This is a genomic window from Candidatus Pelagibacter sp. HIMB1505 (assembly GCF_052047915.1).
GTDB lineage: Bacteria > Pseudomonadota > Alphaproteobacteria > Pelagibacterales > Pelagibacteraceae > Pelagibacter > Pelagibacter communis_A.
In genome coordinates, this window is sequence record NZ_JBNAIR010000001.1 from 215,017 (window position 1) to 238,581 (window position 23,565).

General features: G+C 27.6%; 24 protein-coding genes. 12 read left to right on the forward strand and 12 right to left on the reverse strand.

Annotated elements, in window-relative coordinates; all coding sequences use genetic code 11:
* Window positions 1-14 precede the first annotated feature (14 nt).
* The 4 genes from ACTTAU_RS01075 to ACTTAU_RS01090 are packed head-to-tail and all read left to right on the forward strand — an operon-like array spanning window position 15 to window position 3,227.
* Window positions 15-857: a sulfotransferase domain-containing protein gene (locus tag ACTTAU_RS01075; RefSeq protein WP_438304703.1), complete on the forward strand. Its 843-nt coding sequence runs from the start codon at window positions 15-17 to the stop codon at window positions 855-857.
* A 9-nt stretch (window positions 858-866) separates the two neighbouring features.
* Window positions 867-1,643: a 4-hydroxy-tetrahydrodipicolinate reductase gene (dapB, locus tag ACTTAU_RS01080; protein WP_438304704.1), complete on the forward strand. Its 777-nt coding sequence runs from the start codon at window positions 867-869 to the stop codon at window positions 1,641-1,643.
* Entirely contained in the window at window positions 1,643-2,296 is a 654-nt protein-coding gene (nth, locus tag ACTTAU_RS01085; protein WP_438304706.1) for an endonuclease III, read from the forward strand. Before dapB ends, nth begins: the two co-directional genes overlap by 1 nt.
* Before the next feature lies 1 nt (window position 2,297).
* The gene (locus ACTTAU_RS01090; protein ID WP_438304708.1) at window positions 2,298-3,227 is read left to right on the forward strand and encodes an adenosine kinase; all 930 of its coding nucleotides are present in this window, start codon (window positions 2,298-2,300) and stop codon (window positions 3,225-3,227) included.
* Window positions 3,228-3,239: 12 nt separating this feature from the next.
* On the opposite strand, the gene ACTTAU_RS01095 is transcribed toward ACTTAU_RS01090, so the two are convergent.
* Window positions 3,240-3,803, reverse strand: a complete 564-nt coding sequence (locus ACTTAU_RS01095; RefSeq protein ID WP_438304709.1) for a winged helix-turn-helix domain-containing protein — start codon at window positions 3,801-3,803, stop codon at window positions 3,240-3,242.
* Window positions 3,804-3,814: 11 nt separating this feature from the next.
* Between ACTTAU_RS01095 and ACTTAU_RS01100 the strand changes: the two genes are divergently transcribed.
* On the forward strand, window positions 3,815-4,309 hold the full coding sequence (locus ACTTAU_RS01100) for a L,D-transpeptidase family protein (RefSeq protein ID WP_438304711.1): 495 nt from the start codon (window positions 3,815-3,817) through the stop codon (window positions 4,307-4,309).
* On the opposite strand, the gene ACTTAU_RS01105 is transcribed toward ACTTAU_RS01100, so the two are convergent.
* Window positions 4,306-4,965, reverse strand: coding sequence for a YggS family pyridoxal phosphate-dependent enzyme (locus ACTTAU_RS01105; protein ID WP_438304712.1), 660 nt, complete (start codon window positions 4,963-4,965; stop codon window positions 4,306-4,308). The two genes, ACTTAU_RS01100 and ACTTAU_RS01105, sit on opposite strands and share 4 nt — an antisense overlap.
* Before the next feature lie 9 nt (window positions 4,966-4,974).
* Between ACTTAU_RS01105 and ACTTAU_RS01110 the strand changes: the two genes are divergently transcribed.
* Window positions 4,975-5,490 carry a thiamine phosphate synthase gene (locus ACTTAU_RS01110; RefSeq protein WP_440632902.1) on the forward strand — a complete coding sequence of 172 codons (516 nt, stop codon included), beginning with the start codon at window positions 4,975-4,977 and terminating at the stop codon, window positions 5,488-5,490.
* 50 nt (window positions 5,491-5,540) lie between these two features.
* On the opposite strand, the gene ACTTAU_RS01115 is transcribed toward ACTTAU_RS01110, so the two are convergent.
* Entirely contained in the window at window positions 5,541-6,470 is a 930-nt protein-coding gene (locus ACTTAU_RS01115) for a porin (RefSeq protein WP_438304714.1), read from the reverse strand.
* Window positions 6,471-6,714: 244 nt separating this feature from the next.
* Here ACTTAU_RS01115 and ACTTAU_RS01120 point away from each other — a divergent pair, with 244 nt between their 5' ends.
* From ACTTAU_RS01120 to holA, 4 genes are read left to right on the forward strand one after another with little or no spacing between them, the layout of a single operon-like run.
* Window positions 6,715-7,296 carry a DUF3576 domain-containing protein gene (locus ACTTAU_RS01120; protein WP_438304715.1) on the forward strand — a complete coding sequence of 194 codons (582 nt, stop codon included), beginning with the start codon at window positions 6,715-6,717 and terminating at the stop codon, window positions 7,294-7,296.
* A 25-nt stretch (window positions 7,297-7,321) separates the two neighbouring features.
* Entirely contained in the window at window positions 7,322-9,862 is a 2,541-nt protein-coding gene (gene leuS / locus ACTTAU_RS01125; RefSeq protein WP_438304717.1) for a leucine--tRNA ligase, read from the forward strand.
* Window positions 9,859-10,317 carry a hypothetical protein gene (locus ACTTAU_RS01130; RefSeq protein ID WP_438304719.1) on the forward strand — a complete coding sequence of 153 codons (459 nt, stop codon included), beginning with the start codon at window positions 9,859-9,861 and terminating at the stop codon, window positions 10,315-10,317. Before leuS ends, ACTTAU_RS01130 begins: the two co-directional genes overlap by 4 nt.
* On the forward strand, window positions 10,307-11,308 hold the full coding sequence (holA, locus tag ACTTAU_RS01135; RefSeq protein WP_438304721.1) for a DNA polymerase III subunit delta: 1,002 nt from the start codon (window positions 10,307-10,309) through the stop codon (window positions 11,306-11,308). Before ACTTAU_RS01130 ends, holA begins: the two co-directional genes overlap by 11 nt.
* Here the strand turns inward: holA and ACTTAU_RS01140 are convergent.
* The 5 genes from ACTTAU_RS01140 to mnmE form a co-directional block, all read right to left on the reverse strand.
* A complete protein-coding gene (locus ACTTAU_RS01140; RefSeq protein ID WP_438304723.1) occupies window positions 11,292-12,131 on the reverse strand; it encodes a ParB/RepB/Spo0J family partition protein in 840 nt (279 codons plus the stop codon). The two genes, holA and ACTTAU_RS01140, sit on opposite strands and share 17 nt — an antisense overlap.
* Complete coding sequence (locus tag ACTTAU_RS01145) at window positions 12,131-12,925, reverse strand: ParA family protein (protein ID WP_438304725.1); 795 nt, start codon at window positions 12,923-12,925, stop codon at window positions 12,131-12,133. The genes ACTTAU_RS01140 and ACTTAU_RS01145 overlap by 1 nt, the downstream gene beginning before the upstream one ends.
* A 21-nt stretch (window positions 12,926-12,946) precedes the next feature.
* On the reverse strand, window positions 12,947-13,591 hold the full coding sequence (locus ACTTAU_RS01150; RefSeq protein ID WP_438304727.1) for a 16S rRNA (guanine(527)-N(7))-methyltransferase RsmG: 645 nt from the start codon (window positions 13,589-13,591) through the stop codon (window positions 12,947-12,949).
* Entirely contained in the window at window positions 13,591-15,462 is a 1,872-nt protein-coding gene (mnmG, locus tag ACTTAU_RS01155; RefSeq protein ID WP_438304730.1) for a tRNA uridine-5-carboxymethylaminomethyl(34) synthesis enzyme MnmG, read from the reverse strand. Before mnmG ends, ACTTAU_RS01150 begins: the two co-directional genes overlap by 1 nt.
* A gap of 117 nt (window positions 15,463-15,579) precedes the next feature.
* On the reverse strand, window positions 15,580-16,911 hold the full coding sequence (gene mnmE / locus ACTTAU_RS01160; RefSeq protein ID WP_438304731.1) for a tRNA uridine-5-carboxymethylaminomethyl(34) synthesis GTPase MnmE: 1,332 nt from the start codon (window positions 16,909-16,911) through the stop codon (window positions 15,580-15,582).
* A gap of 44 nt (window positions 16,912-16,955) precedes the next feature.
* Between mnmE and ACTTAU_RS01165 the strand changes: the two genes are divergently transcribed.
* Window positions 16,956-17,795: a sulfotransferase domain-containing protein gene (locus ACTTAU_RS01165; RefSeq protein ID WP_438304733.1), complete on the forward strand. Its 840-nt coding sequence runs from the start codon at window positions 16,956-16,958 to the stop codon at window positions 17,793-17,795.
* Between the two features lie 41 nt (window positions 17,796-17,836).
* A complete protein-coding gene (locus ACTTAU_RS01170; protein WP_440632904.1) occupies window positions 17,837-19,684 on the forward strand; it encodes an O-linked N-acetylglucosamine transferase, SPINDLY family protein in 1,848 nt (615 codons plus the stop codon).
* A 6-nt stretch (window positions 19,685-19,690) separates the two neighbouring features.
* Here the strand turns inward: ACTTAU_RS01170 and rho are convergent, their stop codons facing one another.
* The 4 genes from rho to hemE all read right to left on the reverse strand — a co-directional run bounded on the left by rho (window position 19,691) and on the right by hemE (window position 23,467).
* Window positions 19,691-20,959, reverse strand: coding sequence for a transcription termination factor Rho (gene rho / locus ACTTAU_RS01175; RefSeq protein WP_438304739.1), 1,269 nt, complete (start codon window positions 20,957-20,959; stop codon window positions 19,691-19,693).
* 70 nt (window positions 20,960-21,029) lie between these two features.
* On the reverse strand, window positions 21,030-21,464 hold the full coding sequence (gene hemJ, locus ACTTAU_RS01180; RefSeq protein WP_438304741.1) for a protoporphyrinogen oxidase HemJ: 435 nt from the start codon (window positions 21,462-21,464) through the stop codon (window positions 21,030-21,032).
* A gap of 3 nt (window positions 21,465-21,467) precedes the next feature.
* Window positions 21,468-22,466 (reverse strand): ferrochelatase, encoded by a 999-nt coding sequence (gene hemH, locus ACTTAU_RS01185; RefSeq protein ID WP_438304742.1) that lies wholly within the window; start codon window positions 22,464-22,466, stop codon window positions 21,468-21,470.
* A complete protein-coding gene (hemE, locus tag ACTTAU_RS01190) occupies window positions 22,463-23,467 on the reverse strand; it encodes a uroporphyrinogen decarboxylase (protein ID WP_438304743.1) in 1,005 nt (334 codons plus the stop codon). The genes hemH and hemE overlap by 4 nt, the downstream gene beginning before the upstream one ends.
* Window positions 23,468-23,565: the final 98 nt, after the last annotated feature.

The window sequence follows — 23,565 nt, forward strand, 5'->3', positions numbered from 1 at the left end:
TTTAATTAGTAAACATGATAATTTGGATAGCCTCATACCCAAAAAGTGGAAATACCTGGGTAAGATCGTTCCTCACTGCTTATTATTTTTGTGAAGATGGGATTTTCGACATCAAAAAACTTAGTATTATTCAAGATTATCCAAATAAACAATTTTTTAATGATGAAGTGAAAGAGGGAGAAATTTACAAACATTGGGAAGAGTCACAAGAAAAGATACGTGATAATAAAAAAATTAAGTTTCTCAAAACTCACAACTCTTTAATTACAGCTTTTGGTAAAAATTTTACAAGTCCAAAATATTCTCTTGGAGTTATCTATATTGTGCGAGACCCACGAAATGTCATTACATCAATTAAAAATCATAACGATTTTAAAACATATGATGATGCACTGGAATTTATCCAAAATGATAATGCTATTTTAAATGATTATAAACATTTAAAAAACTTTGCAAAAACAAATATAATAAATTCTTGGAGAATAAATTATCAATCATGGCTTGGAAATAATTTTTTTAGAAGGCTAACATTAAGATACGAAGACATGCTTTCTGATCCAGAAAGAACTTTTAGAGATTTGGTAATATTCGTTAATACTATATGTAGGTTTAATGACAATTTTGACGAAAAAAAATTCAAAAATGCATTGAATTCAACGAAATTTAAAAATCTAAAAGATTTAGAAGAAAAAGGTCAATTTTCAGAAAATGTATATTCAGTTCATGATAAAAGAAAAATAAAATTTTTTTTTCAAGGGCCAGAAAATGATTGGAAAAAAAATTTAGACAGTGGTTTAATAAAAAAGATGAATGAATATTACAAAGAAGATTTAATCAAGTTTAAATATAAAATTTAAATTGAAAATATGAAAAAAATTAATTTAGCGATTTCTGGTTGTTTGGGTAGGATGGGCCAGCAATTAATTAAGTCCTCAAAAAAAAATAAAAATTTTAAACTAGTTACGCTTACTGAAAATAGATTAATAAATAAAAAGTTTAGTGGAATTAAACCTGAATTAAATTCAGATAAAGCCTTTAAAAAAACTGATGTAATTATTGATTTCACAGTACCAAATTGTACGCTTGAAATACTTAAAATAGCATCAAAACTTAAAAAAAAAGTAGTAATCGGTACTACAGGCTTTACCAGGAGCCAAGAAAATCAAATTAAAAAGTATGCAAATAAGATACCTATTTTAAAAGCTGGTAATATGAGCTTGGGTGTAAATTTATTAATGTATTTAACTGAAATAGCTTCAAAATCATTGAATGATGAATACTTAAGCAAAATTTTTGAAGTACATCACAAACATAAAAAAGACTATCCATCTGGTACTGCTTTAATGCTGGGTAAAGGAATTGCTGAAGGAAAAAATAAAAATTTATATAGTTTAATTGGTAAAAAATACTTAAATAGAAAATCTTTTCCTTATGGAAGAAAAATTAATTTTAATTCAATTAGAAAAGGTGAAATTATTGGTGAACACGAAGTAAAATTCTCGAGTGGAAAAGAGATAATTACATTAAACCATGAGGCTTTTGATAGAGCACTTTACTCAGATGGAGCTTTAACTGCTTCTAAATGGTTGATGAGAAAAAAGCCAGGTTTATATTCTATGAGAGATTTGCTTAACTTTTCGTAATGAATGAAAAAGAAAAAGCAAAGATTATTATTAAAACTCTAAATAAAATTTATCCAAAAGTGCCTGTTCCTCTAAAAAGTAAAAATATTTTTACGTTATTAATATCTGTTCTACTTTCAGCACAGTGTACTGATGTAAATGTAAACAATGTAACAAAAGATATATATCCAAAGTACTACAAACCAGAGCACTTCGTAAAATTAGGAAGAAAAAAAATTGAAAAATTAATAAAAAAAATTGGTATTTTTAGAGTTAAAGCTAAAAGTATTTATTTAATGTCGAAACAAGTTTTAGAAAAACACAATGGAAAAGTGCCTAAAACTTTTAATGAACTAGAAAAACTACCTGGTGTAGGCCATAAAACTGCAAGTGTAGTAATGTCTCAAGGTTTTGGATATCCTGCTTTCGCTGTTGATACTCATATTCATAGACTTGCCCAAAGATGGGGATTAACAAATGGAAAAAATGTAGTTCAAACTGAAAAAGATCTAAAACGAATATTTCCTAAAAAAACTTGGTCTAAACTTCATCTACAAATAATTTTTTATGGTAGAGAATATTGTAAAGCAAGAGATTGTTATGGTTTGGTATGCAAAATATGCACCTCTTGCTATCCAAACAGGAAAAAACCTGTTATTACCCGAAAAGCATAATATGAAAATTTTAGGTATAGGAAATGCAATAGTCGATGTCATTTGTAAAGTAGACGACAGCTTTATTGATGAGAATAATCTCACAAAAAGTACTATGAAATTATTTTTTGATAAAAATGAGTTTGAACAATTATTAATTGATCTTAAAATCGAAAAAACCGTCTCAGGAGGTTCTGTAGCAAATTCTATAGTAGGTTTGTCTCAACTAGGAGATAAGGTTGGATTTATTGGAAAAGTTTCTGACGATGACTTTGGCAAAAAATATGAACAAGGTCTAAAAAAAGAAAATGTTGAATATTTTTATTCAAAAAAGGAGGAGGAATTACCGACGGGTACTTGTTTGATCTTAGTTACTCCAGACTCTGAAAGAACAATGTGCACATTCTTAGGAACAGCAGGAAAAATTAATGAAAAAGATATTAGTTCTAATGCAATTAAAAATAGTGAGATAATATTTTTAGAGGGTTATTTATGGGATGAGGGGGAACCGAAGAAAGCATTCGATAAAGCCATAAATAATGCAAATAAAGTAGCAATGTCACTCTCTGATCAATTTTGCGTAAATAGGCATAAACTTCAGTTTTTAAACCTAGTAAAAAATAAATTAGATATAATTTTTGCCAACGAACAAGAAATAATATCATTAATTGAAGCAAAAAATTTTAATGAGGTTATAAATTTTTCAAAACAACTTAATAAATTAATGATTATCACTAGAGGAGAAAAAGGTGCGATTGCAGTTAAAAGTGATGAAATTTTTGAAAGTGGCATACAAAAAAATCTAAAAATTGTTGACCTTACTGGTGCAGGAGATCTTTTTGCTGCTGGTTTTTTACACGGGCATATTAATAAATTATCTATAAAAGAATGCCTTGAAAAAGGCACTGAAATGTCAGCTAAAGTAATACAGCAAATTGGTGCAAGGCTTTAAATTTACTTTTTGTTAATTAATTTGATAGCCATTTGTTTTGCTAATTATGAAATCGTTATCATTGAACATATTTAAAATTTTTTTTCTTAATCGATAAATATGCGTTTCAACAGTGTGAGTTTCTAAATCAGATTGATAACTCCAAACTTTTTTTTGTAATTCATCAATGCTAACTGAATTTTCTGATTTAAATAAATAAATAATCGTATTCATTTCTTTTTCGGTCAACTTAAGCTTTTTATTATTTTTTAATATCTCTCTAGAATTGAGATTAACAATATAATCACTTACTTTCACTTCAGATTGATAATTGAATTGTACTTTTAAAAATTCAATATTAATTTTTTCAATTAATCTAAAGATATTAATTGGTGTATTGCTTAGAATAAATTGATTATCAACGTCTAGGTATTTTCTATTTGATATAATTAAATAATTTTTAATTTTTTTTAATTTTTCATTTAATGTTTCTTGATTGTCAAAAAAAGTAATCTCATAATTAAAATTTAAATCAAGTTCTATTAAAATTTGATATAGTCTGTTAAATTTATATATTATTAAATTTTGAGTAATCATAAAAAAATAATATGACAATTTTTGTTAAAGATAAAGATACTCTTCAGATAGATGATTTTAAATTTAAATGCTGTATTGGTAAAAAAGGTTCAGCAAATAATAAAAATGAAGGAGACAAGAAAACACCAAAAGGATATTTTGGGATTGGAAACTTATATTACAGAAAAGACCGAATAAATAAACCTTCAACCTTATTGAAATGTATAGAAATAAAAAAGGGAATGGGCTGGTGTAATGATATTCGATTTCCTGAAAAATATAACAGACTTACTAAAATAAAAAAAGGCATTAACCATGAAAGATTAAAAAGGAAAGATAATAAATATGATTTACTGATTCCAATTAAATATAATTTTAAAAAAACTGTTACTGGAAAAGGGAGTTGTATTTTTATTCATCTAACAAAAGACTATAAACCCACAGCTGGCTGTGTTGCTCTAAAGAAAAAAGATTTTTTAATCTTACTTAAATTGATTAAAAAAAATTCAAAGATAAATATTGTTTAAGATCTTTTGCCAAAAATCTTAGAACCGACTCTAACGTATGTAGAAGAATATTTAACAGCTAAAAGAAAATCTGAGGACATTCCCATGCTTAATTCACTAAAACCTAAAAATCTATTTAGTTTTTTCATCTCTTCAAAATACTTTTCAGAGTCTGTATTTAAAGGAGGAATGCACATTAAACCAATTATATCTAAATTCATTTTTTTACAATAAGAAACCAGTTCTTCAATTGCATTCTTATTAATTCCAGATTTTTGATTTTCATCACCTATATTAATTTGTAAAAATATTTTTATTTTTTTCTTTATTCTATTTTGTTCATCTGCAATTTTTTTAGCAAGTTTTGTGCTATCAACTGAATGAATATAATCAAATAATTGTACTGCAAATTTCACCTTATTAGTTTGGAGCCTTCCGATCATGTGTAGCTTTATCTTTGAATTTTTTTTTTTTAATTCTGTCCATTTTTCCATTGCTTCCTGCACTTTGTTTTCACCATAATCAAAATGACCATGTTGTATAAGAGGCATAATTTCATCAATTTTAAAAGTCTTGGAAACTGCTACAATTTTAGGAATATTTTTAATATTTAATTTATTGAGATAAATTTTAATATCATTCTCAATATCTAATAAATTTTTTACAGTATAATGCATAAAAATAAGATGAATAAATATTACTTTATTAACAAATTTGATACAAATAATATCGATAAACAAGACAAGCAGACTGTAATTATTTATAGAAATTATTCAGAAAAAAAAATTGATGAAAAGCTAATTTTAAAAATTAAAAGATACTGTAAAAAAAAATCTATTAGATTTTATCTATCAAATAATTTTAAATTAGCAATTAAACTAAATTTAGATGGTGTTTATATTCCAGCTTTTAATAAGAGTTTTAAACATTTATCATACTCTTATAAAACAAACTTTAGTATTGTTGGTTCAGCCCATAATATAATAGAAATAAGGTTAAAAGAAATTCAAAAGGTTGAGAAAGTTTTTTTATCATCTTTATTTAAAAAGAATAAAAATTATTTAGGTATTAATAAATTTAGAATAGTTTCTAAACTTACTAAGAAAAAAATTGTGGCGTTAGGTGGAATTTCAAAGCTTAACAGAAAAAAAATGACTTTACTAAATCTAAGTAACTTTGCTGGAATATCTTATTTTGAATAAAAAAAAGGCCCCTTTAAAGGGGCCTTTTTATAAATTGTATCTAAGCTATATTAGAATGCAAAAGAAACATTAAGCAATGTTGCTTCTACATCTGAACCAGCTGTACCACCTGCACTATCAACTTGGTTGAATGCACCACCTATAGAGACTGAACCCATAGTGTATGACGCTTGAATACCAGTGTTGATTTCATCATCAACAGCGTTATCAATTTCAACAACTTGTCTACCAGCAGATACTGATAAATTTTCGTTTACAGCCAATGAGATACCGTAGTGTTGAGCATCTTGGTCAGCTGTAGTTGTTGCATCGTAGTTAACTTTAGTGATTTGGTAAGCAGCAGTTACGTTACCCATAGTGTATTTTAAACCATAAGTATCGTTTTCAGCCATATCACCGTCATCCATTCTACCTACTACAGCAGTTAATCCATCAACTGGTGTTGTATAAGTTATACCAATTGAAGTCTCTGAATCTGCGTGAGCAGTACTATTTTTTGGATTGTAGCCTAAAGAAACCGCTAAAGGACCTACTGAGTTAGCATAACCTAACATACCAGTTTGGTTTCTACCTGATGTAGTTGCTAAACCGTTATCTGTAGAATTAGTTTCTTCATACACCGGCGTATATGCAGCAGGAACGATATCTTTAACTGCATCAACACCACCAGCGTTCATTGAATCACCAGAGAACGTAAATGTTCCATTACTACCACCTAAATCTAGAGTTAGATTGTAATCATCCATGATGTCATCATCTAATTCGTAGTAGACAGCAACTGACATTCCATTGTCTAGATCTCCGCCACCGTTAAACTTAACGCTGTTACCCATTGAGAATGGATTAGCATCAGAAGCTGAGCTAATTCCACTGTAAGTTATACCAGCTGAACCGCTAACACTTAGCTCACCAGCATAAGCTGAAGATGCAACAAGTGTAGTAGCAAGAGCTGTTAAACCAACTTTTTTTAGTTTGTTCATAAATTACTCCTATTAGTTTTTATAATTAATTATAAACGAGAAATTTATAGTCTATAAAAACCAAGGAATGTTAAGCATTTGCATAAATTAATTGTTTTTATTGATTAATGTATCATTTTTGCAACACTATTATGCATTTTTTCATAAAAATTTTCTAATTTTTCGAAAATCTAGTATGCTTGTCCAATTCTATTTTAATTAAATATTTTTCTGCTAATTAAATAACATTATTACCTATTTTTTTATGAAATTTAAAACAATTTTAACTTTACTGATAGTTTTATTATTAATCTCAGGTTGTGGTGGAGATACTTTTAAGTTTCGTAAGGTAGATGCAAGAGAGTTTCCTCCCGATCCAAAAGAAAGAATTAAAAAAAATATGGAAGAAGGTAGGGGATTTAGGCTTTCAAATGTTGGGAAAGGAAATACTAACTATGATTTTGCCAATTCTAACCCATTATGGAGAGCAACTCTAGATACTTTAGATTTCATGCCCTTGGTCTCAGCAAACTATAGTGGTGGGGTTGTGATCACAGATTGGTATTCTGAAAACAATTCACCTGATGAGGCTATAAAAATTTCAGTTAGGTTTTTAACAAATGAGATTAGATCAGATGCATTAAATGTAAACATCTTTATAAAAGAGTGTGAAATCAATTCTTCAAATTGTAAAATTAACAAGAGTGAAAATGAATTATCATCAGAGCTAACTTTAAGTATTTTGAAAAAAGCTGCTTCATATGAAAAAGAGCGAATTGAAAAGTACAAAAAAGAAAACCCTTACACCATCTCAACACCCACCAAAGAAAAAGATAAAAAAAAATAAATTATAAATTTAGATAAATTTAAAAGTGGAAAGATATAATTTTAAATTAATCGAAAATAAATGGCAAAAATTTTGGCAAACTAATCAATCTTTTAAATCCTTAGTGGATCCAAAAAAAGAAAAATTTTATTGTTTAGAGATGTTTCCTTACCCTTCGGGAAAAATACATATGGGTCATGTGAGAAACTATACTATAGGAGATGTCCTTTCTAGATATAAATCCATATGTGGATACAATGTTTTGCATCCAATGGGTTGGGACTCATTTGGAATGCCAGCAGAAAATGCAGCTAAACAAAATAATCTTGATCCGAAAGAATGGACTGAAAATAATATAGATACAATGAAAGTTCAATTGAAACAACTTGGACTATCAATTGATTGGGATAGAGAGATTTCAACTTGTTCCCCAGATTATTACAAACATCAACAGGAGCTATTTTTAGATCTTTTAGATAAAGATTTAGTTTATAGAAAAGAAAGCTATGTAAATTGGGATCCTGTAGATAAAACTGTTTTGGCAAATGAACAGGTTATAGATGGCAAAGGTTGGAGATCTGGAGCATTAGTTGAGAGAAAAAAACTAAATCAATGGTTTTTTAAAATATCTGTATTTTCTGAAGAGCTTTTAAATGATTTAGAGCTGCTAGATGAATGGCCTGAAAAAGTCAAAACAATGCAAAAAAATTGGATAGGAAAATCATTCGGTTGCGAGGTAGATTTTAAAATAGAGGGAAGTAAAGAAATTGAAAAAATAAGATGTTACACAACTAGGCCTGATACTTTATTTGGATTGTCCTTTTTAGCTGTTTCAGTTGATCACCCAATTTCAAAATATTTTGAAAAAAGTGATGAATTTAAGATATTTAAAAACGAGTGTTCGAAAACTGGGACTACAGAAGAGTCTATAGCTCAAGCAACAAAAATTGGATTTAAAACGAACTTATTAGCAATAAACCCACTAGATAAAACTAAAAAAGTCCCAGTGTTTTTTGCTAATTTTGTTTTAATGGATTATGGTCTTGGAGCTGTCTTTGGTTGTCCTGCACATGATCAAAGAGATTTTGATTTTGCAAAAAAATACAATCTAGAAATTAAAACTGTTGTCAAACCTAATGATGCAAGTGATGAGTTTTTAGTAGAGAATGAGTCCTATTCGGGTTCAGGAACTTTAATAAATTCAAAATTTTTTAATGGTTTAAAAGTTCCCGATGAATCCGTTAATGAAGCTATAAAATTTTTAGAAAAAGAGAAACTAGGAAATAAAAAAATAAACTACCGATTAAAAGACTGGGGTATTTCAAGACAAAGATATTGGGGCTGTCCAATACCCATCGCTTATGATGAAAATAACAATATAAAAAAAATACCAAAATCTGATCTCCCAGTTAAACTTCCCGAAAATATTGACATAAATACAAACGGCAACCCTTTGGATAATCAAATAGAGTGGAAAAATGTTGTAATAGATGGACACAAATGTGTTAGAGAGACTGATACATTAGACACATTCGTGGACTCTTCTTGGTATTTTTTAAGATTTTGTTCTTCTAAAAATTTGGAGTCTCCTTTTGATAATTCTGAAATTAAATATTGGATGCCAGTTGATCAATATATAGGAGGTGTCGAACATGCAATCCTACACCTTCTCTATTCAAGATTTTTTATGAGAGCAATCAATTTAAATCAATCAGATATTAAAATTAAAGAACCTTTTAAAGGTCTCTTTACGCAAGGTATGGTTTGTCACGAAACCTATAAAGATGAAGAAGGTAAATGGCATAGTCCAGATGAAATCTTTTCTAATGATGGAAAAAACTATTTTTTAAAAGAGAATACCTCGAAAAAAATTACGATTGGGCCTTCAGAATCAATGTCAAAATCAAAAAAAAATACTATTGATCCTCAAAATATCATCAACAAATATGGAGCTGATGCCGTCAGATTTTTCATTTTAGCTGATAGTCCTCCAGAAAGAGATGTACAATGGTCTGAGGAGGGCATGCAATCATCTTACAAATTTATACAAAAATTTTGGGTTTTAAGTGAAGAAATTTTAAAAATTACAAATCAGAATTTAGATAAAGAAAATGATGATTTAAAAAAATTTACAAATGAAATAATAAATAAAATTAATATTGCTCTGGAGAAATTTAGATACAACGTCATAATTGCAAGTTTTCATGAAGCATATTCTTTTTATAAAAAAATAATCAGTGATAAAGTAAACTTTGCCAACCTAAAAAGTGATTTCCAAAAATTACTCATAATGATGCAGCCATTTATTCCTCACATAACAAATGAATGCTATGAAAAATTCAAATTTGAAGATCAATTAAAATGGCCACAAGTCAACAAAGATTATTTATCTGATGACAACTCAAAAATAATTATTCAAGTAAATGGTAAAAAAAGATCGCTGATTTCAACTAAAAAAGATTTAGAGGAAAATGAAATTATTAATGAAATTAATGAAAAAGGTTTAATAAAAAAATATTTAGATAATGGAAAACTTGTTAAAACAATTTATATTAAGAATAGAATTATCAATTTTATAATAAAATGATAAAAAAATATTTATATTTAGTTTTACTAATAATTTATGGATGTGGGTTTAATCCAATTTACATAAATCAGAATGAGAACAATTTTGAATTCAGTGAAATAATTTTAAAAGGTGATAATGCCTTAAATGATAGACTTATAAAATCTATTGATTTAAAAGAGGATAAACTAAATCCGATCCTAAATAAAATAATTATTGATTCAGTGTATTCAATAAGTCAAACTTCAAAAGACTCTACTGGGAAAGTAACATCTTATAGATCAAACTTAGAATTTAATATTGAAATTCAAAATAGTAATAACAAGATTAAGTCAAAGAAATTTATTAAAAATTTTTCATATAGAACAAAAGATAACCAATTTGAATTGGTTAAATATCAGGAACAAATAAAGAATAATTTGTTTGATGAAATTACTTCAGAAATAATTCTTTTTTTGAATATTGATGATAGTTAAACAATTTGACCTAAAAAATAAGGTCGATAATAAAATAAAATATTATCTTTTATACGGTGCAAATAGAGGCCTGATTGAAGAAACGGTCATTACTATTTTTCAAAAAAAATTTAGTGGGAATAGTGAAGTTTATGATGAAATAGAAATATTGAAAAATACTGAAAATTTTCAAGAAAACATTTTCAATAAATCTTTTTTTGATGATGGTAAAATCATTATTGTTAAAAGAGCAACTGATAAAATTTTTTTTCTTATTAAAGAAATTATAGAAAAGGATCCTGGCGACATTTACTTAATTATAAATTCTTCAATATTAGATAAAAAATCGAAATTAAGGAATTTTTTTGAAAAACAAAGCAATACAATTGCTTCAGCCTTTTATGAGGAAAATTATCAATCTCTTATAAATTTTTCTCAAAATTTTTTAAGAGATAAAAATATTAAGATCTCATTAGAAATTTTAAATTTAATTATAGAACGATCAAAAGGAGACAGAATAAATTTAAAAAATGAATTAGAAAAGATAACGTCTTTTTCAATTAACAATCGTACAATTAATGTTGATGAAATTAAAAAGCTCACAAATTTAGCTGAAAATTATGACCTTTCAGAACTGGTGGATAATTATCTTGCTAAAAATCAAAGAAAAACATTAAAAATATTAAATGAGAATAATCTCAACGATGAAGATATTATAAAAATCGTAAGATTACTTATTCAGAAACTCAAAAGATTAAAGAGTCTTAAAATGATATTAGAAAAAAATAATGACCTAGATCAAACATTGGCTTCTTTTAAACCACCAATTTTTTGGAAAGATAAAGAAATTATAAAACATCAGTTGAAAAATTTAACATTAGAAAATATCAAATTTTTAATAGTCAAAATTAATTCTTTGGAACTAAATTTAAAAAAAAACTCACCTGTGTCCCAAAAGTTATTGAATAATTTTATTTTAGAAAGGTTTAGATTGTCTAGTAATTTGATTTAATAATTTCTATAATCTTATTCAATTGATCTACTTCTTTATAAAAAAAAGTAATTGTACCCTTATTATTTTTGTTATTCTTAATAAATACTTTAACACCTATTTTTTCAGCTATAGAATTTTCTAAATCCTTAATATTAATATCCTTAACTGAGATTTTTTTAGTTTTCTTTTTAAAAATTTTAACAAAACTTTCGGCTTGTCTTACAGAAAGTTTTTTCTCTATAATTTTTTTAGCTACGAAACTTGCATTTTCTAAGCCAACTAAAATTTTAGCATGTCCTGACGTCAATTTTTGACTCTCTATCAATGAGATAACTTCTGAAGGCAAACTTAGTAGCCTTAAAGAATTACTTATGTAACTTCTACTTTTTCCAATAAATTTTGCCACCTTGTCTTGGTCATATTTAAATTCATCAATTAAACGTTTATAACCCTGAGCTTCCTCAAGAGGATTTAGATCATGTCTTTGTACATTTTCAACAATTGCAAACTCTAAGGATTTTAAGTCATCAGCTTCTGTGATTACGACAGGAACGTCATGAAGACCAGCTCTTTGTGCTGCAAGCCACCTTCTCTCTCCTGCTATAATTTCAAATTTTCCTTCATTATCATTAGACTTTCTAACTATGATTGGTTGTATCACTCCTCTTTCTTTAATAGAATTAGTTAGATCTTCTAGACTACTTTCATTAAAAACTTTTCTTGGTTGATATTTATTTGGAACAAGATCACTAATTTGTAATTGATTTTTTTTTTGCTCAATTTTAACTTCACCTATCAATGAGGATAGGCCTCTTCCTAAACCTTTTTTAATTTTTTCCATTATGCTGCGCTCCCTACTCTTGGTTCTTGATTTATAAATTCGTCAGTAAAGCTAAAATACGACTTACTGCCTGGGCATGATTTATCATACATTAAAACAGGCATACCGTGAGATGGCGCTTCTGATAATCTAACATTTCTTGGTATTACTGTTGTGTAAACTTTTTCACTAAAATAGTCTCTAGCTTCTTTCTCAACTTGTGAAGATAACTTATTTCTTTTGTCATACATCGTTAAAAGGATACCTCTAATTTTTAATTCTGGATTTAAACTCACTTTTATTCGTTCGATTGTCTTCATAAGTTGAGTCAAACCTTCGAGGGCAAAAAACTCTGTCTGCAAAGGGACTAGGAGCGATCCTGAACATACAAGGGCCATGACAGTCAACAAGCTAAGCGAAGGTGGGCAATCAACAAGTATATAATCATAGGACACTCTAGAATCATTTAAATAAGCGGCTAATTTGCGCTTCAGAATAAAAGCTCTATTTGTATCATCTGCTGTTTCAACCTCTAGGCCTGATAAGTCAACATTAGAAGTTATCAAATCCAAATTTTTAAATTGGGTTTTCTTGATTACCTGATAAATTTCTTTAGTTCCATTCAAGACTCCGTAAATTGTATCATCTGAGTTATTCATATTTGATAATCCAAGACCTGTAGTTGCATTCCCTTGTGGATCTAGATCAATAACTAAAATTTTTTTATTATGTTTTGATAATCCAGCTGCAAGATTTATTACAGTTGTAGTTTTTCCTACTCCACCCTTTTGATTGATTACAGAAATAATTTGCATTTAATTTTATTCCAAATTTTTTTAAATTTTTTTTTTTAATTTTTTTATATTTATTAAAAATGAGTCTTCATTAGTTAAACTTTTTTTTTCTATATACTCTAACTTCCATTTCTTTTTAGAATTTTCAAAAACTTTTTTTCCACTCTTCCCCATAAAGAAAATTAAATTTTTATATTTCGAAAAATTTTTATAAACTAAATCTAAAACAACAGGCATAGGTTTAAACGCTCTCGACATAATTGTTCCTGTCTCTAAATTTTTTATCTCAAAAATATTTTTTTGAAAAACTTTTGTATTTAAATTTAATTTTTCTGAAACTTCTTTTAAAAAATGGCTTTTATGGTAGCTTTTTTCATACAGATGCACATTCATTTTATTTTTCATGTTTTTTAGTATAATTGCCACTATAATGCCTGGAAAACCAGCTCCAGATCCTAAATCTGTAGTTGTATTGCAATTTAAATTAACAAAATCAATAATTTGTGCTGAATCTATAATATGACGCTCAATTATTGCGTTTTTTGATGCTGTATTTTGACTAATTATGTTAATTTTTTTATTTTTTTCTAGAATCAAAGATACATAGTTTTCAAAGTCTAAAAATGTTTCACGTGAAACATTTAAATCATTAAGTCTAGAGTAAGAATTTGAAATTTCTTGATCCATTAAGCTATATGCTTAATAGACCTTCTTTTAACATGTGACAACAAAATATATACTGCAGCTGGGGTTATTCCATCAATTCTAAGAGCTTGACCCATAGTTTTAGGCTTTATTTTCTTAAATTTAGCTTTAACCTCATTAGATAAACCTGAAAGCACATCATAATTAATTTTATCAGGAATAATTAAGTTCTCATCCCTCTTAAATGCTAAAATATCTGCTTTTTGCTTTTTTAAATACCCCCTGTAATGAGCATTAATTTCTACTTGTTCATCAATTTCTTTACTAAAATAGGGTATATCAGGCCATATTTCTCTAATTTTACTCATATTTACTTCTTTTTGAGTTAACACCTCATTTGAAGACCTTAATATTCCATCTTTCGCTATTTTAATTCCAAATTTTTCTGCTTTAGATGGTGAAATGCTGGATTTAATCATTTTTAAATTAATTTTTTCGATTTTGTCGAATTTGTCTAAATATAAATCTTTTCTTTCTGTTCCAATTAAACCAATTTCTATTCCCTTAGCTGTTAATCTTTGATCTGCATTATCCGCTCTCAAACTTAACCGATATTCTGCTCTTGATGTAAACATACGATATGGCTCCGCCACACCTTTAGTAACCAAATCATCAATCATCACTCCAATGTAAGCATCGGATCTATCAAGGATAAAAGGTTCAGAATTTTTAACAGATAAAGCTGCATTTATACCGGCTATAAGTCCTTGTGCAGCTGCTTCTTCATATCCCGTAGTTCCATTGATCTGTCCAGCAAGATAAAGGTTGCTTATCTTCTTAGTTTCAAGGGTCAAGAATAGTTCACGTGGATCTATATAGTCATATTCTATAGCGTATCCTGGTCTTATAATTTTAACATTTTCTAAACCATTGATATTATTACATATTTCTTCCTGAACTTCAGCTGGAAGCGATGTAGAGATGCCATTTGGATAAATTGTGTGGTCAGTAAGCCCTTCTGGCTCTAAAAAAACCTGATGACGAATTTTATCAGCGAATTTTACTATCTTATCTTCTATAGATGGACAATATCTTGGTCCTACTCCTTTTATGCTACCAGAGTACATTGCACTTTTAGATAAATTTTTTTCTATAATTTTATGAACCTTCTCATTTGTATAAGTCATTCGACATGACACTTGTTTGTTTAAATTTTTTTTAGTTAAGAAAGAAAAAAAATAAGGATCATCATCTGCAAATTGCTCTTCAAGACTTTCAAAATTTATCGTTCTAGCATCTAACCTTGGTGGTGTTCCAGTTTTTAATCTTCCAATTTTAAAATCATATTTTGCTAACTGTTCACTTAAACCTGTTGAAGGTTTTTCATCATACCTACCTGCTGGTGTTCTTTCATCACCTATATGTATCAAACCATTTAAAAAAGTTCCTGTTGTTAGTATTAACTTGTTGCATAATACCTTTTTGCCTTCTTTAGTTTCAAAACCACTTATAGTATTTTTATTAAAAATAAACTTAATTACGGGATCTGAAAAAATGCTTAAATTACAGTAGTTTAACAGTTTTTCTTGCATAAATTTACGGTAAAGCGCTCTATCTGATTGAGTTCTTGGTCCACGTACTGCTGGACCTCTACTTCTATTTAATAATCTAAATTGTATGCCTGATTTATCAGCAACATCTCCCATAACACCATCAAGAGCATCTATTTCTCGAACTAAATGACCTTTACCCAAACCACCAATTGCAGGATTACATGACATCTCGCCAATAGTTTCTATTTTATGGGTGAATAAGGCAGTGTTAACTCCTAGTCGAGCAGAAGCAGCAGCTGCCTCGCACCCTGCATGACCTCCACCAATAACAACTACATCAAATGACAAATCATTTTTCATGGGTTGAATTTATATCTGAATACATAATTTACAAGACAGGCTTAATTTTTTGTAAATAAGCGTTAATTATCAATAGTTTTGGATAAAAAATGTCCAAAAAATGAGGAAAATAGGGGATTATTTACCGATGCAAAAATCGTTGAAAATACTACCTAATATTTCCTCTACATCGACTTTTCCAACGATCATACCCAAATGTCTAGTAGCTAATCTTAAATCTTCTGCTGCTTTATCAAAATCTTCTATTTCTTTTTTTTGATTAAAATTGTTCAAATGGTCTAAACACTGTTTCAAATGTTGTCTATGTCTTTCTCTAGTAATTAAAATATCATCACTAGTTATAAATTTATTTTTTAAATTATTTTTTATTTTTGAAATTAGTTCATCAATATTTTTATTATCTTTGATTGAGATTAAAACATGATTTATATTTTTAATTTTTGAATCAATTTCTTTTTTTAATAGATCAGACTTATTTAAAACTAAAATTGCATTTTCATCTAATAAACCCTTCAAAACATCAGTAAAACCAGGGTTTTTTGCATCTACCACTACAATCTTCAAATCTGCTTCTTCGGCTCTGTTTAAAGATAATTTAATGCCTCTTTTTTCTATCTCATCTTTAGATTCTCTTATTCCTGCGGTATCAGATATTATTACAGGATAACCATCTATGCTAAGATGAGTTTCTATAACATCTCTTGTAGTACCAGCTATTTCAGATACAATTGCAACATCTCTATTTGATAAATGATTTATTAAACTAGATTTCCCTGCGTTAGTAGGTCCAATAATTGCAATCTTAAAACCTTCTCTAATTCTTTCTCCAACTTTTTGATCATTTAAAATCTTTTCAATTTTTTGAACAACATCATTTGAATCATTTTTGATTTGATCCAAAATATTGCTTGGCAAATCTTCATCTGGGAAATCAATTTTAGCTTCAACATGAGACAAAATTTTTAAAAGTTTTTCTCTTAAAAAATTGAATTGATCTGCAGATTTACCATTCATAATTTTAATTGCTTGTTGTCTTTGAATTTCTGTTTCAGATGAAATTAGATCAGCTATACTTTCTGCTTCTAATAAGTTTATTTTTCCATTTTGAAATGCAAGCCTAGTAAATTCACCCGGCTCTGCTAATCTACAATTTTCAATCAAAGCAATAGAAGAGTGGAGGGCTTCTACCACAGCTTTACTACCATGAACTTGTATCTCTGCCATATCCTCACCAGTGTAGCTCTCAGGCCCAGGAAACCACAATATTAAACCTTCATCAATTAACTCAGAAGTGTTGATTTTAAATATTTTTTTTAAAGTTGCTACTCTTGGGGGAGGCAAGTTTTTCTTGGTTAGTTTTATAATAACATTCGCTGTTTCTTTTCCAGAAATTCTAATTACAGCAATTCCTGATATGCCTGGACCTGTCGAAAGTGCAAAAATTGTCATTTTTTATTATAGTTTTTTTAAAATTTTAATGACATATTTTTTTTATGATTATTTGGTTGGCATCTTTTCCAAAAAGTGGAAATACTTGGTTAAGGTCAATAATTTCATCATTAGTGTACAGTCAAGATGGAATGTTTAATTTTAATCTAAATAAAAAAATTAAACAATTTCCATCTAAACAATATTTTAGTGAATTTACAAAAGATTTTCATAATATTCATGAAATAAAGAAATATTGGATACTAGCTCAAGATAAAATAAACTTGGACAATCAAATAAAGTTTTTTAAAACTCACCATATTAATTGTACAATTGATGGTCATTCATTTACTAATAAAGAAAATACGGCGGCTACAATCTATATTGTAAGAGATCCAAGAAATTTGGTTAATTCTATTTCTAATCATTTCTCAAAAACTATTCATGAAGCAAAAGAATTTTTATTCAGAACAAATATTTTGGGTGCAAATAAACAGAGTGCTCTTGATAGTGATTTTGCAACTTTAATAGGATCATGGAAAGAACACTACCAATATTGGACAAAAAAGAATGATGATCTGCTATTGTTAAAATATGAGGATATTTTATCTAATCCTGGAGAGGAATTAAAAAAAATTATAAAATTTTTAAATAAGTTTATAAAACTACAAACAAATAAAGATAAAGAGAAAAATATAATAAACACCACATCATTTCAATCTCTAAAAAAAATGGAAGAGGAAGGATATTTTACTGAAAATGTTTTTCATAAAATCTCAAATAAAAAAATAAAATTTTTTAATCAAGGACCAGATAACAACTGGCAAAATAATTTAAACTCAAAAATCAAAATAGAAATTGAAAAAAATCTTGAAACAGAAATGAGAGAACTTTTTTATATATAGATAAATTTAGATAATAAAAATAAAGACAATAAGTTGAAAATATGACGTCTATTCAAAATATTCTTGAAGATTTTAAAGCAAAAAATTTCAATCAAGCACTAATAGGTATTGACAAATTACTTGCTAAAAACCCGAACCATGAAAAAAACATAAATTTTAAAGGTATAATTTTAAACAACCTTAATCAAACAAATGAAGCAAGAAAATGTTGGCTAGAGGCTTTTCAGATTAATAATTTATATGTTGAGCCAGTTTATAATTTAGCCGAGTCTTTCCTCATTAAAAAAGATTATAATGAAGCTATAAAATATTTTAAAAAGTCACTAACTTTGAATAATAAATTTTCTGATACCTATTTTAATCTTGCTGTTGTTTATAATTTATTAAATAAAAAAGAAAAATCTATTTTATGCTTTCAATCAGTTATCAAACTTAATCCAAACGACGTTGAGGCTTACTATAATTTAGCCATCAGTTATAGAGAGACAGGTGATTTGCAGATGGCTGAAAAAGTCTTTGAAATAGCTCTAAAAATAAATCCAAATTATCCATATTTAAAAGGTCAATTAAGATTTACAAAAAATCATTTGTGCAATTGGGATAATTTTAGTGAAGATAAAGCTCAGATAGAAGACAATATAAAAGAAAACAAAAAGGTTATAAGGCCTTGGCAAAGCTTGACCATGCTTGATTCTGCTGAACTATTGTTAAAAAACTCTTTATTATTTAATAAAGAAAAAAACTTTCGCAGCAATTTTGCTTTACATGAAAATAAAAAAATTATTTTAGGTTATTTTTCCCCAGATTTTTGTGACCATGCTGTTTCTAATCAATTAAAAAAAAAATTAGAATTACACAATAGAAAAAAATTTGAAATAATTGGTTTCTATTTTAATACAAAAAAAGATAAACAGCACAATGAAATTAAAAATTATTTCGATAAATTTTTTTATGTAAATCAAGAAAGTAACGAAAACATTATTAGGCTAGCTAAAAATTTAAAAATAGATATAGCGATTGACTTGTGTGGATTTACTAATTTAAATAGGTATCAAATATTTAGCCAAAGATGTGCCCCTATTCAAGTTTCCTACTTAGGTTATGCGGGTTCTACAGGATTAAAAAATATTGATTATCTGATCGCAGACAAAACTGTTATACCGACTTCATCTCGTAAATTTTATTCTGAAAAAATTATATATATGCCAAAAACTTTTATGCCAGGAGATGACACTCAAAAATTTTTGAAAAATAATTACAAAAAAATAAATTTTGATATTACAAACGAAAATATTGTTTATTGTTGCTTTAACAGTAGCTACAAAATTTTACCAAACATTTTTGACTGTTGGGTAGAAATTTTAAAAAAAGTTAAAAACAGTATCCTTTGGTTAAATATTTCAAACAAAATTGCAAAAAAAAATATTATAAATTACGCAGAAAAGAATAATTTAGACTCTCAAAGAATTTTTTTCACTGATAAAACAAATAATTATCATGATTATTTATCAAAACAGAGTTTAGCAGATATTTTTTTGGATACCTGCCCTTACTCAGCGCATTCTACGGGTTATGCTTCATTAATATCGGGTGTTCCTATAGTAACCTGTAAATCTGAAACTTTTGCAAATAATGTCTGTTCTAGTTTACTTGTTGAGGCTGATTTAAGTGAATTAATAGCTTCAAACTTATCTGACTATAAAAAAATAGCAATTAATTTAGGCCAAGATAGGTCTAAGTTAAATGATATAAAAAAAAAATTAAAGAATAATATTGAAAAAAAAAAAATGTTTAATAATTCAGACTATATTGATGCTTTAGAGAATGCTTATCAAAAAATTTATGAATTAAAAAAAAATAACATCTTTAAAGACATTCTTTTAAATTAAATATATTTAAGCAGGTTTATTCATTGAATTAAAAAACTCTGCATTATTTTTTGTATCTTTTAATTTCGAGCTTATAAATTCAATAGCATCCATTGTGCCCATTGGGGCAATAATCCTTCTTAACACGTTCATTTTTTGTAAATCATTCTTATCAAATAACAGTTCTTCTCTTCTGGTCCCTGATTTAGTTATATCAATTGCAGGATAAATTCTTTTATCTGCAATCTTTCTATCTAATACCGTTTCACTGTTACCAGTACCTTTAAATTCCTCAAAAATAACTTCATCCATTCTGCTTCCCGTATCGATTAAAGCTGTAGATATAATTGTTAAAGATCCTCCTTCTTCAATATTTCTTGCTGCACCAAAAAATCTTTTTGGTCTTTGCAAAGCATTAGCATCTACACCACCAGTTAAGACTTTACCTGAGCTTGGTATAACGGCATTATAAGCTCTTCCAAGTCTAGTGATTGAGTCTAATAGTATAACAACATCTTTTTTATGTTCTGTTAATCTTTTTGCTTTCTCTATAACCATCTCTGCAACAGCAACGTGTCTTTGTGCTGGTTCATCAAATGTAGAGCTTATAACTTCTCCTTTTACGGTTCTTTGCATGTCTGTAACCTCTTCAGGTCTTTCGTCTATGAGTAAAACAATTAAGTAACATTCAGGATAATTTTTTGCTATTGAATTTGCGATACTTTGTAAAATCATGGTCTTACCAGCTTTTGGTGGTGAAATTATTATCGAACGCTGGCCTTTACCAATTGGACTTACCAAATCAATTAATCTTGGAGTTAAATCAGGTTTTTTATCTATTTTTGATGTTTCAATTTCCATAACCAATTGTTTGTCTGGATATAATGGAGTTAAATTATCAAATGCTATTTTGTGTCTAGATTTTTCCGGCTCTTCAAAATTAATTTTACTTACTTGTAATAATGCAAAATATCTTTCACCTTCTTTTGGTGCTCTTACAGGTCCCTCTACAGTATCTCCTGTTCTTAAACCAAACTTTCTAATTTGACTAGGGCTTACATAAATATCATCTGGTCCTGGTAAATAGTTTGACTCCATTGCTCTTAAAAAACCAAAACCATCTTGAAGTAATTGTAAAACTCCAGCTCCAGTTATTTCTTCTTTCTCAGCGACTTTTTTTAAAATTGCAAAAAGTATTTCCTGTTTCCTAAGGGTGCTAGCATTCTCAATTCCAAGCTCTTCAGCTTGTGAAATAAGTTGTTCAGAGGTTTTTAATTTTAGTTCTTGGATATTCATAAATTTAGGGGATTTAGAAAAAAATTAATTAGATGAAACTAATATAGTTTATTTTAATAAAATTTCAACTCTAGATAGGTTTAAAAATAACAATAAAGACAATAATAATTAATAATAATGTTGGAAATTCATTTAACCATCTAAAAAATTTTGAGGATTTTGTATTATTATTTTCATTAAAACTCTTCAAAAGTGATCCTAAATAAAAGTGATAAATCGACAATAAAATAACTAAAACTAATTTAATTTGTAACCATGTGGCGCTTAGTGTTTCAAATCCAATATATGATATTAAAATCAATCCAAACAACCAGCTTAACATCATGGCTGGCATCATAATATAGTTGTAGAGTTTTCTCTCCATTGTTTTAAAAACAGTACAGATTTCTTCCTTATTCATATTTTCAGAATGATAAACAAATATTCTAGGTAAGTACAAAAGTCCTGCCATCCAAGAGATAACAGCTATCAAATGTAAAGATTTAAAAAGAAAATAAAAATTCATTGATTAAATATTTTTTCTAATTAAAGAATTTATCATTAAAATATGATCATCGTTATCATTTAGACACGGAACCATGTCAAAATTTTCACCACCAGAATTAATAAAGCTTTCTTTGCCTTGAATTAATATCTCCTCAAGTGTTTCTACACAATCAGACGAAAATCCAGGGGATATTAAAAGTACATTTTTTTTTCCTTCTTTTGGTAAGCTTTCTAAAGTCTTATCAGTGTATGGCTTTAGCCATTCTTGAGGACCAAATCTTGATTGAAAAGTTGTCTTAATTTCAATTGATCTAAATTTCTCTGAGATTAACCTTGTAGTTTTATGACAGTAACAATGGTAGGGATCACCTTTATCAAAATATTTTTTTGGTATCCCATGATAAGATGCGATTATTAAGTCTGGTTTCCAATTTATTTCCTCTATTTTTTTATTTATAGAATTTACTAATGCATCTATATATAAAGGTTCAGACTCATAATGAGGAATAATTTTTAATGAGGGTTGCCATCTCATTTTCATTAAAGTTCTATAAACTTCGTCACAAACTGTTGCGGTAGTAGCAGCTGCATATTGAGGATATAAAGGTAAGATAACTAAATTTTCACAACCTTGCTGGTGTAAATTTAAAATTTTACTTTTAATACTTGGGTTTCCATACCGCATTGCAAAATCAATTATCAAATTTTCATTAGATAAAATTTTAGATACTTTTTTAGTTTGTTGTTGTGTGTAATAAAGTAGAGGAGATATATTTTGTTCTTTCAACCAAATCTCTTTATATGCTTTAGCTGTTTTTGAAGGTCTAAAAGTTAAAATGAATAAATTTAAAATAACTTGCCAAAGCAAAGGGTTAACTTCTATCACTCTCTTATCCGATAAAAATTCTTTTAAGTATTTTCTTATGTCTAGCCACTTAGTGGAATCGGGTGTTCCTAAGTTAACCAATAAAACACCTGTTTTTCCATAATTAACTTTTGGATGATTTAAATTCGATTTCATTTAAACTCTTTTACTGTATTAACTAAATATTCCATCATATTAGGATCAGTTTCTGGTAAGACCCCATGGCCTAAATTAAATATATAAGGATGATCTTTAAATATTTCTAAATATTTTGTTGCTTGTTTTTTTAAATTTTCTTTGTCGGTTAATAGTGTTTTAGGATCTAATCCACCTTGTACTGGTATATCAATTTCCTTAATAATTTTTTTTGGATCTATATCATAATCAATTCCAATTACGTCTGGTTTTACTATTTCACAATAATTTTTATAATTAGATATCCCTCGTGGAAAACATATCACTGGAATATTTAAAGATTTAACGAAATCAACTAAACTTAATGTTGGAATATAAACATAATTTGGTAAATCTTTTTCCTCTAATAAACCGGCCCAACTATCAAAAATTTGAATAATATTAGCACCGTTTTCAATTTGATTTTTAATGTGAATCTTTAAAAACTTATCTAGTAAATCTAGAATTCTATTTATTAAAAATTGGTCTTTAAAAAAATTATCTTTTATTTTTTTTTTAGGAGATTGTTTATTTAAAATATAAACCAATAAAGTCCAAGGAGCACCAATAAACCCAATTGTATTCTTTTCTTTCAATAAATCATTATTAGATACTTTTTTTATTGCCTTATAGACTGGAAATATCTTTCTAATAAAATCAATTTCATCGTATTTTGAAGCTGTAGAAATATCTAAATCTCCCAAAATCGGACCAAAGTTTTTTTTAAATTCTACTTTTTGATTAAGTGCATATGGTACCATTAAAATATCTGAAAAAATAATAGCTGCATCCAAACTAAATCTTTTTAATGGTTGTAAAGTTATTTCAGATGATAAATTTTCATCTAAACACAATTTGATAAAGTCCTTATTTTTTGATCTTATTTCCCTAAATTCAGGTAAATACCTACCTGCTTGCCTCATTATCCATATAGGATTAACATTAGTATTTTTATTAAGTATTATTTTGTTTATAGGAGTCATATAAATAATAATATATTAGATTGTATTAGTATTATATCCTGTGGATTACGATAATTAATTTTTACGCACTGTTTTTATACAGTTTATAAAATAACTAT